Here is a 13110-nt window from a genome sequence, read left to right on the forward strand (position 1 = left end):
CCAGCACCGGCGTCGCCGCCGCGGGCGGCGGCATCACCGAGCGTGCCGCGGCGTCCCCGCCCGCCGGCGCCGGCGTGTCCGGCTCCGCCGAACCGCGCGCCAAGGACACCGACGCGGGCACCCACGCCGCCCCGGGCACCTCGTCCCCGGCTCCGGCGCCCGCGCCCACGACCGTCCCGCCCCTCCCGGCCGCCCCGGCGCGTCCCGGCGCCAAGGCGCCCGCCGCCGACGATCCGGGTCGCCGGGACTACGAGCGCATGAAGCGCCGCCTGGAGCAGATCATCCGCGACGCCGAGCGCCCCCGCAGGTCCGCGTCGCGCCGTCCGGACGCACCGCGCTCGGCCCCGGCGATCCGTCCCGCGCTCCCGCAGATCCCGTCCGACGACGAGCCACGCCGCACCATCGACGACATCCGCAGGCGCACCCAGCAGCGCCTCAGCCCGTACGAGCGCCCGGACCCGGAGTAAGCCCCCGCCGCTTTCCCCGCCGTCCGGGTGCCTACGGACGACGCCCAGACCACCGGGCCGCGCGGCGCGCCGACGCTCGGCCGTGGGGTGCCAACACTTGGCCGTGGGGTGCCGACGCTCGGCGTAGGGTGCTGGTGCTCTGCTGTGGGGTGCCGGTGCTCGGCCGTGGCGTGCCGGTGCTCTGCTGTGGGGTGCCGGTGCTCGGCCGTGGCGTGCCGGTGCTCAGCTGCGGGGCGCCGGTCAGTTCTCCTCGCGGCCCTCTTCGCTGTCGATCACGCCGTCGACGTAGCCGCGGGCGTACTCCCAGCTCACGTAGTCGACCGGATCGGGGGAGAGGGCTGGCTCATGCACGCGCGGCAGGCCCTGGTCGAGCAGATGGCGCAGGTTGCCGTGCAGCAGTTCCCAGTCGATGTAGTGCAGCTTGCCGCAGTCGGCGCAGTCGACCGTGAGGCCGCGGACGCCGAGCGGCTCCAGCAGCGCCCGGAAGACCTCCAGGTCGGCGAGATCGGCCAGCACGTCCTCGCGCTCGGCGACGCTCAGCGGCGCGGCGTCCTCGCCGGGGTCGCCGAGCGACGCCGCCGGATCCTCCGGGTCTCCGGCGAACGGGTCGAGCGGGGCATCGTCGTGCACACCCTTACGCTACTGCGCGCCGCCCCGCCAGGTGCACGCCCCGGTCTCCTCTGTGCGCGAACAATCACTCTTCGTGGCCGTCGAGGCACCCGCGGGCAGGCCCGGAACGCCCGTCCCGCGGGGAATGCGGCCGGGCCGGGCGCGCGTTACGGGGTGTCATCAAGGCCACGTGCCCGGTGTCCGCAACAGCCCGTCCCGGCGCGGGACGACGGCCTACCATGGGGACAGGGTCGCCGTGACCTGGCCGGATACCGCCACCACTACGGAAGGCAACCATGAACCCCGCCGCCGAGCCCGCCAAATTCCTCCCGCAGGGCCTGACCTTCGACGACGTGCTGCTGCTGCCGGGCTACTCGGACCTGCAGCCGGGGGAGGCCGACACCACGACCCGGTTGACCCGCGAGATCTCGTTGCGGATCCCCCTGGTGTCGGCGGCGATGGACACGGTGACCGAGGCCCGCACGGCGGTCGCGATGGCACGGCAGGGCGGCATCGGCGTGCTGCACCGGAACATGTCGATCGAGGAGCAGGCCGGCCAGGCCGACCGGGTGAAGCGGTCCGAGGCCGGGATGATCACCAACCCGGTGACGTGTCTGCCGGACGCGACCCTCGCCGACGTCGAGGAGCTGTGCGCCCACTACCGGATCTCCGGCGTGCCGGTGACGGACGTCCGGGGCGTGCTGGTAGGCATCGTGACGAACCGCGACATGCGCTTCGAGTCCGACCTGTCCCGTCCGGTGCGCGAGGTCATGACCCCGATGCCGCTGGTCACCGCGCCGGTGGACGTGTCGCGGGACGAGGCGTTCCGGCTGCTGGCGGGCAACAAGGTCGAGAAGCTGCCGCTGGTGGACGCCGAGGGCCGGCTGAAGGGCCTGATCACCACCAAGGACTTCACCAAGAGCGAGCAGTACCCCGACTCCACCAAGGACGCCGACGGCCGGCTGCTCGTCGCCGCCGCGGTCGGCGTCGGCGAGGACGCGATCAAGCGCGCGCGGGCGCTCATCGAGGCCGGCACCGACGTGATCATCGTGGACACGGCGCACGGCCACTCCAAGGGCGTCGCCGACACCATCGCCACGATCAAGACCCAGGCGTCCGTCCAGGTCGTCGGCGGGAACGTCGCCACCTACGCGGGCGCGAAGCTGCTGATCGACGCGGGCGCGGACGCGGTCAAGGTCGGCGTCGGGCCCGGCTCGATCTGCACCACCCGGATCGTCGCCGGCGTCGGCGTCCCGCAGCTCACCGCGATCTTCGAGGCCGCGCGCGCCGCCAAGGAGGCCGGCGTGCCGGTGATCGGCGACGGCGGCCTGCAGTACTCCGGCGACATCGCCAAGGCGCTCGTGGCGGGCGCCGACACCGTGATGCTCGGCAGCCTGCTCGCCGGCGTCGAGGAGTCCCCCGGCGAGCTGATCTTCGTGCACGGCAAGCAGTACAAGTCGTACCGGGGCATGGGCTCGCTCGGCGCGATGCGCAACCGCGAGCGGGGCGGCTCCTTCTCCAAGGACCGCTACGCGCAGGCCGACGTCACCGCCGAGGAGAAGCTGATCCCCGAGGGCGTCGAGGGCCAGGTGCCCTACCGCGGCCCGCTCGCCAACGTCGCGCACCAGCTCGTCGGCGGCCTGCACCAGTCCATGTGGTACGCCGGCACCCGCACCATCCCCGAGCTGCAGGAACGCGGCCAGCTCATGCGCATCAGCCCCGCCGGCCTGCGCGAGAGCCACCCGCACGACATCCAGATGACCGTCGAGGCCCCCAACTACCAGGGCCGCTGACGCCGGTCCGCGTCGCCGCCCCCCGGCCCGTCCGCCGGCACCCCTAGCGCCCCCGGGGCACGTCTGCGGTCGCGCCCCCCCCGGGCACGTCCGCCGTCGCCCACCCGGGCACGTCTGTCGTTGCCTCCCGGCACGTCCGCGGTCGCGCCCCGGGCATGTCCGTGGTCGCCCCCGGGCACGTCCGCCGTCGCCCACCCGGGCACGTCCGCCGTCGCCTCTGGCACGTCCGCCGTCGCCCCGCTCGGCCTAGTACGGGCACCAGGCGGCGGCGTCCGCGGCCGGGGGTGGATCCGTCCTGGTCGCGGGGTGGGTCGCGGGCTGCCGTAAGCTCTTGCGGGGCTTGTTCCCGCCGCCGGCGGGAACACCACGCTTGTCCGCGAGGTGGAGGAAGGGCGCAGTGGCTGCTGAGGTGGAGATCGGCCGGGGCAAGAGCGGTCGGCGGGCGTACGCCTTCGACGACATCGGCATCGTCCCGTCGCGCCGCACGCGCGACCCCGAGGAGGTCAGCGTCGCCTGGCAGATCGACGCCTACCGGTTCGAGATGCCGCTGGTTGTCGCGCCGATGGACAGCGTGGTCAGCCCCGCCGTCGCGATCGCGATGGGCCGGATGGACGGCCTCGCCGTGCTCGACCTCGAAGGGCTGTGGACCCGCTACGAGGACCCCGAGCCGCTGCTCGCCGAGATCACCGAGCTGGACGACGCCCGCGCCACGCAGCGGCTCCAGGAGATCTACAACGCGCCGATCCAGGAGGAGCTGATCGGCCGCCGGATCCAGGAGATCCGCGACGCCGGCGTCACCGTCGCCGCGCGGCTGTCCCCGCAGCGCACCGCCCAGTTCCACAAGGCCGTCATAGACGCGGGCGTCGACCTGTTCGTCATCCGCGGCACCACCGTGTCCGCCGAGCACGTGTCCGGACGCGCCGAGCCGCTGAACCTCAAGCAGTTCATCTACGACCTCGACGTCCCCGTCATCGTCGGCGGCTGCTCCACCTACACCGCCGCGCTGCACCTGATGCGGACCGGCGCCGCCGGCGTCCTCGTCGGATTCGGCGGCGGCTCCGGGCACACCACCCGGACCGTCCTCGGCGTCGCCGTCCCGATGGCCACCGCCGTCGCCGACGTCGCCGCCGCCCGCCGCGACTACATGGACGAGTCCGGCGGACGGTACGTGCACGTCATCGCCGACGGCGGCATGACCAACAGCGGCGACATCGCCAAGGCGTTCGCCTGCGGTTCCGACGCCGTCATGGTCGGCTCTCCGTTCGCCCGCTCCAGCGAGGCGCCCGGCCGCGGCTACCACTGGGGCAGCGAGGCCCACCACGGCGACGTCCCGCGCGGCACCCGCCTGAACCTCGGCACCATCGGCTCGCTGGAGGAGATCCTGCACGGCCCCTCGCACGTCGCGGACGGTTCGATGAACCTGATCGGCGCGCTGCGCCGCGCGATGGCGACCTCCGGGTACACGGAGTTGAAGGAGTTCCAGCGGGTACAGGTGGTAGTGGCGCCGCGCCGGTCCACCGACTGAGAGCGACCCCACGCCGAATCGGGCGTTTCGCGGGTGGACCCGACCCTACTGTTGGGTAGGTACTGCTCGTAAACGAACCGATCTGGGGGGAATCGCGATGACGGGATCACCGGTGACCGGCCTCGGCAGCTCACGGCTCGGCCCCGCCGAGCGGGCCGCCGCGCTCGACCGGATGGGCCGCGAGGAATTCGACGTCGTGGTCGTGGGCGGCGGGATCGTCGGGGCCGGTGCCGCACTGGACGCCGCGACCCGCGGGCTCACGGTCGCGGTCGTCGAGGCGCGCGACTTCGCGTCCGGGACGTCGTCCCGGTCATCCAAGCTGATCCACGGTGGGCTGCGCTACCTGGAGCAGTACAACTTCGACCTGGTCCGCGAGGCGCTCACCGAGCGCAGCCTGCTGCTGCAGCAGATCGCGCCGCACCTGGTCCGCCCCGTCCCCTTCCTCCTGCCGACCACCCACCACGTGTGGGAACGCGCCTACTTCGGCGCCGGCGTCGCCCTGTACGACCTCCTGTCGCTCCAGATGGGCATGTCGCGCGGCGTCCCGCACCACCGGCACCTGACCCGCCGCGGCGCGCTGCGGCTCGCGCCGTCCCTGCGCAAGGACGCCTTCACCGGCGCCATCCAGTACTGGGACGCGCAGGTCGACGACGCCCGCTACGTCATGACGGTGCTGCGGACCGCCGCCGAGTACGGCGCGCAGATCGCGTCCCGCACCCAGGTCCTCGGCCTCCTGCGCGAGGGCGAGCGCGTCACCGGGCTGCGCATCCGCGACCTGGAGGCCAACACCACCAGCGAGGTCCGCGCGAAGCAGGTCGTCAACGCCACCGGCGTCTGGACCGACGACATCCAGGAACTCGTCGGCGGGCGCGGCCAGATCCACGTGAAGGCGTCCAAGGGCATCCACCTCGTCGTCCCGAAGGACCGCATCCACTCCTCGACCGGGGTCATCCTGCGCACCGAGAAGTCCGTGCTGTTCGTCATCCCGTGGGGACGGCACTGGATCATCGGCACCACCGACACCGCCTGGGACCTCGACAAGGCCCACCCGGCCGCGTCCAAGGCCGACATCGAGTACGTCCTCGACCACGTCAACGCCGTCCTGAACACCCCGCTCACCCACGACGACGTCGAAGGCGTCTACGCGGGCCTGCGGCCGCTGCTCACCGGCGAGACCGAGGAGACGTCCAAGCTGTCCCGCGAGCACGTCGTGGCGCACCCCGTCCCGGGCCTCGTGCTGGTCGCGGGCGGCAAGTACACGACGTACCGCGTCATGGCGAAGGACGCCATCGACGCCGTCGCGCACGGCCTCGACGGCAAGATCCCCGAGTCCTGCACCGACCGGATCCCGCTCGTCGGCGGCGACGGCTTCCAGGCCATGTGGAACGCCCGCCACCGCCTCGCGTCCCGCTACGGCGTGCACGTCGCCCGCGTCGAGCACCTCCTGGGCCGCTACGGCACCCTCACCGACGACCTTCTCGACCTCATCTCCGACAAGCCGGACCTCGGCAAGCCCCTGTCCGGCGCCGACGACTACCTGCGCGCCGAGGTCGTCTACGCCGCCACCCACGAGGGCGCCCGCCACCTCAACGACGTCCTCGCCCGCCGCACCCGCATCTCCATCGAGACGTGGGACCGGGGCGTCGGCGTCGCCCAGGAGGCCGCCGACCTCCTCGCGCCCGTCCTCGGCTGGTCGAAGAAGCAGCGCGACCGCGAGATCGAGTACTACCGCAAGCGCGTCGAGGCCGAACGCGCCTCCCAGACCCAGGACGACGACCAGGAAGCCGACGCCAGCCGCCGAGGCGCCCCCGACATCGTCCCCACCGCCATCTGACCCCACCCCACGCACCCCGGCCATGCGCCGGCCGGTCATGCGCCGGCCGGTCATGCGCCGGCTGGCCATGCGCCGGCTGGCCATGCGGCGGCCGGCCATGCGCCGACCGGCCATGCGCCGACCGGCCATGCGCCACCGCCCGTGCCGCCGCCCGCGCCCTGGCCATGCCACCCGGCCCGGCCGCGAGTGCTAGCCGACCGCGCCGGTCGAGCACCCAACACGCGGTGTCGGCTGCCCCCGAGAGTCCGACCGTCCACACGACAAGGCCGCGGACGGGCTTGTCGGTGGGTTGGCACCGCCGGTTGTGCCTCGTCGACCGGCGGTGCCAACCCACCAGCTGGGTGGCCCGGACGTGGGCCCGACCAAGCCAACAGGGCGGGCTGGCTGGGGCGTTTGGGTGTAGCGGCTGGTCTCATCGCTTGCGCCACTCGACCACGCAGGTCGACCCGCCCAACCGATGGTTTCGGCGAGCCGGTTGGGCGGGCGATCTTCTGCGCTGGTCCACCGTGTCGCCTGACCATGTCGACCGGGCAGGCTGGCGGGTTGCGGGACGGCTGCGCGGGCCGACCGGCGAGGGTGTGTCTGGTCGACCGGGTCTTGTGGGCCCGGACGGGCCGGCTAGCTGGCTGCTCGGCCCAGCATGAGGTCTATGCCGGTCGAGTAGAGGTCGGCGGGGACGCGGTCGGGGTCGAGCAGGTGCTGGAAGGCCAGCCCGAAGTCCAGCGCCATCGCGAGCGCCGCGCGCTCGGACGGGGCGATGCCGTCCACGTCGCGCAACTCGCTCGCCAGGTGGGCGCGGCGTTCGGCGTACCAGTCGGCGATCCGCCAGCCCGCCGCGTAGTCGCGCATGCCGTAGAGCCAGAACTCCACCAGCAGGAGCGCGAGTCGGCGGGCGCGGTCGTCGGAGCCGTCGCGCGAGGTGTTGCGGCCCGTGCGCTCGTCGTCGTCGCGCGCCTGGTCGGCGGACCGCAGTTCGTCGCAGACGTCCGTGCCGAGCCGGTCGCTGGTGAAGCGCTCGAGCAGCGCCAGCAGCAGGTCCGTCTTGCCGGCGAAGTTCGAGTACACCGCTCCCTTGGTGAGGCCGGCCGCCGCGGCGATGTCGTCGAGCGAGGCGCCGTGGATGCCGCGCTCGGCCCACAGGCGCTCGGCGGCGGACAGCAGGGCGGTCCGTGTCTGTTCCCGGCGCTCCTGCCGTGCATTCATATGGCCCGCTCGTCCCGTCCCGCGGGTGGGCTGCTGTGGCCGGCCGGCGTCGCGCTGGAGCGTCCGCGGCTCGGTGGCCACGGGAGAGCCGCCGAAGCTCGGAGGCAGTGGTGCCTGGCTTCCGCTCTCCGGCTCGCCCGGCCGGGCGGCGGGAACGGCGGTGCGCGGGGACGTGCCGTTGCCGGACTCGCCCGGTTCCTCGGTGAGGGTGGTCGTGGCGAGTGCTCCGCCGACGGCGGGGCCGTCCGGGAGAGTGGCCGTACCGGCGGTGGTCTCTGTGGGGGGTGCGGACGGGGTCGTGCTGCCGCCGCTGGGCGGGCGCGGGGTGCGGGGGTCGCTCGCGTCCGTCGGGTCACCCTCGGGCCGTAGGTCGCCGTGGGCGTCGTTCATGTGCTGTTCCCTCCGCTGCCATGGCGCGCGTCCACGGCGCTCCTGACGCGCGGCAGCGGACGTCCGGGAGCGGCGGGATGGGCGCCGGATTCTCCTCCTGTTCTCGGAATACACCGGCCGGACGCGGTCAGTCCCGGAGTTGCGCAACTCCGCCGGGGTTGGAACGGTCCGTTCGGTGGGCGGTTGTCAGTGCCCGACGGAGAAACCCATGGAAGGTGGGGCATTTCACGGCAAGTGCCCTGTTACCTGCGGGTAGCCAAGAATGGCCAGGGGGTCATACCCTGCCTGCATGGCATCCCCGACGGTCCCTGCCAAAGGCGAGGCAGAGCACGAGCTCCCGCAGTCCCTGATCGACCGGCTGGCCTCCCATGTCGCTTCGGGCGGCGCCGAGACGGTGACGATCCCCAGTCCGTTCACGGGCGAGCCGCTCGCGACGGTCCCTCAGTCCGGAGCCGACGACGTCCGGGCCGCCTACGAGCGCGCCCGCGAGGCGCAGCGCGCGTGGGCCGCGCTGCCGGTGAGCGAGCGCGTCAAGCCGTTCCTGCGGCTGTCGGACGCGCTGGTCGACCGGCGCGAGGAGATCCTGGACATCATCCAGCTCGAGACCGGCAAGGCCCGCCGCCACGCGATGGAGGAGTTCCTCGACGTGGCGCTGTGCTCGCTCTACTACGCGCGCCGGGCCGCGAAGCTGCTGAAGCCGCGGCGCAGGCAGGGCATGATGCCGGGCCTCACCCGCGTGCAGGAGCTGCGGCACCCGAAGGGCGTCGTCGCGCTGATCTCGCCGTGGAACTACCCCTTCGCGCTCGGCGCCAGCGACATCGCGCCCGCGATCATGGCGGGCAACGCGGTGATCCACAAGCCGGACACCCAGACGTGCCTGTCCAGCCTGTGGGTGCTGGACCTGCTGGTCGCGCTGGGGCTGCCGCGCGACGTGTGGCAGATCGTCGTCGGCGACCCCGGCGAGATCGGCGACCCGCTGATCGACAACGCCGACTACGTGTCGTTCACCGGCTCCACCCGGGGCGGCAAGGCGATCGCCGAGCGCGTCGCCCCCCGTCTTGTCTCGTACTCGCTGGAGCTCGGCGGCAAGAACCCGATGATCGTGATGGCGGACGCCGACATCGAGCGGACCGCGCGCGGCGCCGTCCGCGCGTGCTTCACCAACGCCGGGCAGCTGTGCATCTCGATCGAGCGGATGTACGTCCACGAGGACATCTACGACCGGTTCGTCCCGCGCCTCGTCGAGCTGGTCAAGGGCATGAAGCTCGGCACGGGCCTCGACTTCGAGGCCGAGATGGGATCACTCACCTATCAGCGCCAGCTGGACGCGGTGACGCGGCACGTCGACCAGGCCGTCAAGGAGGGCGCGACCGTCCTCGCCGGCGGCAAGGCCCGGCCCGACATCGGCCCGCTGTTCTACGAGCCGACGCTCCTCGCGGACGTCAACGGCGACATGGACCTGTGCGCCAACGAGACGTTCGGCCCGGTCGTCGCGATCTACAAGTACCGGGACGAGGACGAGGTCGTCGCCCGCGCCAACGACACCGCCTACGGGCTGAACGCGTCGGTGTGGACGAAGAACCCCGCGCGCGGCCGCCGGCTCGCCGCCCGGATCCAGGCCGGCACCGTCAACATCAACGACGGGTACGGCGCCGCCTACGCGTCCTACGACTCCCCGATGGGCGGGATGAAGCAGTCCGGCGTGGGCCGCCGCCACGGCGCCGAGGGCATGCTGAAGTTCACCGAGGTGCAGACCGTCGCGAGCCAGCACATCATGGACCTCGAGCCGCCCGGGTCCCTCGGCTATGACAGGTTCGCCGACTTCATGGCCACCGGCATCAAGCTGATGAAGAAGCTGCGGATCAAGTAAGGATGGCCGTGAAGCACGACTTCGACGTGCTCGTCGTCGGGTCAGGGTTCGGCGGCAGCGTCTCGGCGCTGCGGCTGACCGAGAAGGGGTACAAGGTCGGTGTGATCGAGGCGGGCCGCCGCTTCGACACCGCCCCGTTCGCGGCGCCCGGCGCCCGGTACCCCGCGCTGCCGAAGACGAACTGGCGCGTCTCCCGGTACCTGTGGGCGCCCGCGCTGGGCCTCACCGGGATCCAGCGGCTGCACCTGATCCGCGGCGCGAAGTCCAGCCGGGTCCTGGTGATGGCCGGCGCGGGTGTCGGCGGCGGGTCGCTGAACTACGCCAACACCCTGTACGTGCCGCCCGCGCCGTTCTTCCAGGACCGGCAGTGGGCGCACATCACCGACTGGCAGGAGGAGCTCGCCCCCTACTACGACCAGGCCAAGCGCATGCTGGGCGTGGTCGAGAACCCGACCACGACCGAGGCCGACAAGGTCATGAGGAAGGTGGCCGACCGGATGGGCGCGGCCGGCACCTTCGTCAAGACTCCGGTGGGCGTCTTCTTCGGCCGTGGCGCGGGCGTCGAGAGCGGCGACCCGTTCTTCGGCGGCGAGGGCCCGCGCCGCCGCGGCTGCCTGGAGTGCGGCGAGTGCATGGTGGGATGCCGCCACGGGGCGAAGAACATGCTCACCGAGAACTACCTGTACCTCGCCGAGAAGGCCGGCGCCCGGGTGATGCCGCTCAGCCGCGTGACCTCGGTGAAGCCGCTGGCGGGCGGCGGCTACGCGGTCGAGATCGTGCGGACCGGTTCGTTCGGGCGCAACCGCAGGACGCTCACCGCCGGGCAGGTGGTGTTCGCCGCCGGAACCTACGGCACGCAGAAGCTGCTCCACAAGCTGAAGAGCACCGGCCTGCTGCCGCGCCTGTCCGATCGGCTCGGCGCGCTGACCCGGACGAACTCCGAGGCCATCCTCGGCGGCGGCCGCCGCAACGGCACGCCCGGCCCGGACTTCTCCAAGGGCGTGGCGATCACCTCCTCCTTCCACCCGACTCCCGAGACCCACATCGAGCCCGTCCGCTACGGCCGCGGGTCCAACCTCCTCGCCGGGCTGCAGACCCTGCTGATCGACGGGGACAGGCCCGGTGAGCGGCACACCCCCAGGATCCTGAAGTTCGCGCGCGAGGCGGTGCGCCGCCCCCGTGACCTCATCCAGCTCTTCGACGTCCGGCACTGGTCCGAGCGGACCGTGATCGCACTGGTCATGCAGACCCGGGACAACTCGATCACGCTCCGCCCGAAGAGGGGCCCGTTCGGCTGGGACGTCCGCGCGTCCGCGGGGCACGGGGAGCCGAACCCCACCTGGATCCCCGAGGGGCACCAGGCGACCCGGCTGATCGGCGAGGAGATCGGCGGGATCGCCGGCGGCACCTGGGGCGATCTGTTCGACGTCCCGATGACCGCGCACTTCCTCGGTGGCTGCGCCATCGGCGACTCCGCCGAATCCGGCGTCATCGACGCCTACCACCGGGTGTACGGGCACCCCGGCCTGCACATCGTGGACGGCTCGGCGGTCTCCGCCAACCTCGGCGTCAACCCGTCCCTTACGATCACCGCGCAGGCCGAACGCGCGATGTCCTTCTGGCCCAACCGGGGCGAGGCCGACACCCGCCCCGAGCTGGGCGGCACCTATCGAAGAATCACCCCCGTCCTTCCGAAGAATCCCGTCGTTCCAGCGGATGCTCCAGCGGCACTCCACCTTCCTATCGTCGAGATCACCTGACCGGTTCGCGTTCCGGTTCGTCCCCGCCTCCGAACCGGAGCGCGGCCGGTGCCTCCTGGTAGGCCCACCGCGTCCCATGCTCACGCCCCGCCGATGGCCGGGGAAGTGGAACGTCGTTCTGTGGATAACTCTCCGTCAGGCTCGGCGGCGGAGCCCTTGGCCGTGCGAATGGCCGGGCGCATCGTTGCTGGTCGCCAGGCCGTTTCCGGGCTCGGCCATGATCTTGGAGTGCCTCAGCGAGGAACGGAGAACGTCCGCCTGTAGGTGCTCGGGGTCGTGCCCATCTCGTCGGCGAAGCGGCGGCGGAAGTTCGACGTGTCCGGGAAGCCGGTGGCGGACGCGACGGACTCGATGGTCGCGTCCGTCCGTTCGAGCAGGGCGCATGCCTTTTGGATGCGGCGCCGGAGCAGCCATCGTCCCGGTGTCGTGCCGAGACGCCGGTCGAACAGGCGCGCGAGCGTGCGCGGCGAGACCCCGGCCCGCGTGGCGAGTTCGTCGATGGTGATCGGCCTGTGCAGGTTCGCCTCGGCCCATTCGAGGACAGAGGAGAGCGTCCGTTCGTCGCCGACGTCCCTGGAGGGCGGGACGCGGGAGTACTGGCGTTGGCCGCCATCACGGTGCGGCGGAAGCACCATGTGCCGCGCGATGTCGTTGGCGTAGGCGGCACCGAAGTCGCGCCGGACGAGCTGCAGCGCGAGGTCGATCGCCGCGCCGGTGCCCGCGCTCGTGGCGACGTCACCATGCTCGATGTACAGCGCGTCAGGCTGGACGGTCACATCGGGATAGCGCCCGGCGAGTTCGTCCGCCATGCGCCAATGGGTGGTCGCGGTACGGCCGTCGAGGAGCCCCATAGCGGCGAGTGCGAAGGCGCCTGAGCAGACGCCGACGATGCGGGCGCCGCGTTCGTGGGCTTTCCTGAGGGCGCGCGCGAGGCGTGAAGACGGCCGCGCCTCCCGGTCGGGCCACCCGGTCAGGAACACCGAGTCCGCCTCAGCGAGGAGCCCGAGGCCGTGCTCGACGAACATGCGGTAGCCCGCCTTGGTCGCCACGGCCCCGGGCTCCTCGGCGCAGACGCGAAAGGAGTAGCGGGTCTCGACTCCGGGATGGTCGATGCCGAAGACCTCGGCGACGCATCCCAGCTCGAACGTCGACTGGGGCGGCGTCACCAGCGCCGCGACGCGGTGGAGCATGGTCGGCAGGATAGTCCCGCATCGCGACTTTCCAGCCACTGGTTCGGGAGACGAGCGACCGTGATCGTGGAGGAATGAGCAACGACAACACCGTCAGCTGGATCGGCACGTGGCGCAATCAGTACGGGTCGACGCTGGTCATCACCGACGACGCCGGCGGCAGGCTGCGGGGCACCTTCCGCACCGCCCTCGTCGACAGCGCGTTCGCGGGCGAGGAAGCCGAGATCACGGGATTGCACGTCGGCGCGTGCGCACACTTCGCGTTCGGCCGTTCCGGGCCGCACGGCGACGCCGTCGCCTCCTTCACCGGACTCCTGCGGGACGGACGGCTGGAGACGATGTGGCATGTGGTGTCCGATAAGGCGGTGAAGCCGCCCGCGCCGGGACGGGCGCCCGAGCTGATCGAACTGCCATGGGCGCATGCCGTCCTGACCAACGCCGACACCTTCGCTCGCGTATAACGCCGTGA

General features: G+C 72.3%; 9 protein-coding genes and 1 pseudogene. 7 read left to right on the forward strand and 3 right to left on the reverse strand.

Annotation, left to right across the window (positions count from 1 at the left end; translation table 11 throughout):
• Nucleotides 1–467: pseudogene (locus tag amrb99_RS32255) on the forward strand (hypothetical protein); the annotation flags it as partial.
• A 240-nt stretch (nt 468–707) separates the two neighbouring features.
• Here the strand turns inward: amrb99_RS32255 and amrb99_RS32260 are convergent.
• Nucleotides 708–1097 carry a DUF5319 family protein gene (locus amrb99_RS32260; RefSeq protein ID WP_190863230.1) on the reverse strand — a complete coding sequence of 130 codons (390 nt, stop codon included), beginning with the start codon at nt 1095–1097 and terminating at the stop codon, nt 708–710.
• Nucleotides 1098–1372: 275 nt separating this feature from the next.
• On the opposite strand from amrb99_RS32260, the gene guaB reads away from it, so the two are divergent.
• The 3 genes from guaB (at nt 1373) to glpD (ending at nt 6228) form a co-directional block, all read left to right on the forward strand.
• The gene (gene guaB / locus amrb99_RS32265; protein ID WP_190863232.1) at nt 1373–2869 is read left to right on the forward strand and encodes an IMP dehydrogenase; all 1497 of its coding nucleotides are present in this window, start codon (nt 1373–1375) and stop codon (nt 2867–2869) included.
• A 409-nt stretch (nt 2870–3278) separates the two neighbouring features.
• The gene (locus amrb99_RS32270; RefSeq protein ID WP_190863362.1) at nt 3279–4394 is read left to right on the forward strand and encodes a GuaB3 family IMP dehydrogenase-related protein; all 1116 of its coding nucleotides are present in this window, start codon (nt 3279–3281) and stop codon (nt 4392–4394) included.
• A gap of 97 nt (nt 4395–4491) precedes the next feature.
• A complete protein-coding gene (gene glpD, locus amrb99_RS32275) occupies nt 4492–6228 on the forward strand; it encodes a glycerol-3-phosphate dehydrogenase (RefSeq protein ID WP_190863235.1) in 1737 nt (578 codons plus the stop codon).
• Between the two features lie 618 nt (nt 6229–6846).
• Here glpD and amrb99_RS52655 read toward each other — a convergent pair.
• Entirely contained in the window at nt 6847–7821 is a 975-nt protein-coding gene (locus amrb99_RS52655; protein ID WP_277820095.1) for a TetR family transcriptional regulator, read from the reverse strand.
• A 289-nt stretch (nt 7822–8110) separates the two neighbouring features.
• Here amrb99_RS52655 and amrb99_RS32285 point away from each other — a divergent pair, with 289 nt between their 5' ends.
• A complete protein-coding gene (locus amrb99_RS32285) occupies nt 8111–9691 on the forward strand; it encodes a succinic semialdehyde dehydrogenase (protein ID WP_190863240.1) in 1581 nt (526 codons plus the stop codon).
• A gap of 2 nt (nt 9692–9693) precedes the next feature.
• A complete protein-coding gene (locus amrb99_RS32290) occupies nt 9694–11451 on the forward strand; it encodes a GMC family oxidoreductase (protein WP_194737382.1) in 1758 nt (585 codons plus the stop codon).
• Between the two features lie 233 nt (nt 11452–11684).
• Here amrb99_RS32290 and amrb99_RS32295 read toward each other — a convergent pair whose 3' ends face one another.
• Nucleotides 11685–12641, reverse strand: a complete 957-nt coding sequence (locus amrb99_RS32295; protein ID WP_190863244.1) for a helix-turn-helix domain-containing protein — start codon at nt 12639–12641, stop codon at nt 11685–11687.
• Nucleotides 12642–12715: 74 nt separating this feature from the next.
• Between amrb99_RS32295 and amrb99_RS32300 the strand changes: the two genes are divergently transcribed.
• Nucleotides 12716–13102 carry an avidin/streptavidin family protein gene (locus amrb99_RS32300; RefSeq protein ID WP_190863246.1) on the forward strand — a complete coding sequence of 129 codons (387 nt, stop codon included), beginning with the start codon at nt 12716–12718 and terminating at the stop codon, nt 13100–13102.
• The last annotated feature ends 8 nt before the right edge of the window (nt 13103–13110 follow it).

It is taken from the genome of Actinomadura sp. RB99 (assembly GCF_014706005.1).
GTDB lineage: Bacteria > Actinomycetota > Actinomycetes > Streptosporangiales > Streptosporangiaceae > Spirillospora.

Excerpts from the sequence above, each read along its gene's own strand:
- guaB (WP_190863232.1), top strand. The coding sequence starts at position 1,373 with ATGAACCCCGCCGCCGAGCCCGCCAAATTCCTCCCGCAGGGCCTGACC.
- amrb99_RS32290 (WP_194737382.1), top strand. The coding sequence starts at position 9,694 with ATGGCCGTGAAGCACGACTTCGACGTGCTCGTCGTCGGGTCAGGGTTC.
- amrb99_RS52655 (WP_277820095.1), bottom strand. The coding sequence starts at position 7,821 with ATGAACGACGCCCACGGCGACCTACGGCCCGAGGGTGACCCGACGGAC.
- amrb99_RS32300 (WP_190863246.1), top strand. The coding sequence starts at position 12,716 with ATGAGCAACGACAACACCGTCAGCTGGATCGGCACGTGGCGCAATCAG.
- glpD (WP_190863235.1), top strand. The coding sequence starts at position 4,492 with ATGACGGGATCACCGGTGACCGGCCTCGGCAGCTCACGGCTCGGCCCC.
- amrb99_RS32285 (WP_190863240.1), top strand. The coding sequence starts at position 8,111 with ATGGCATCCCCGACGGTCCCTGCCAAAGGCGAGGCAGAGCACGAGCTC.
- amrb99_RS32295 (WP_190863244.1), bottom strand. The coding sequence starts at position 12,641 with ATGCTCCACCGCGTCGCGGCGCTGGTGACGCCGCCCCAGTCGACGTTC.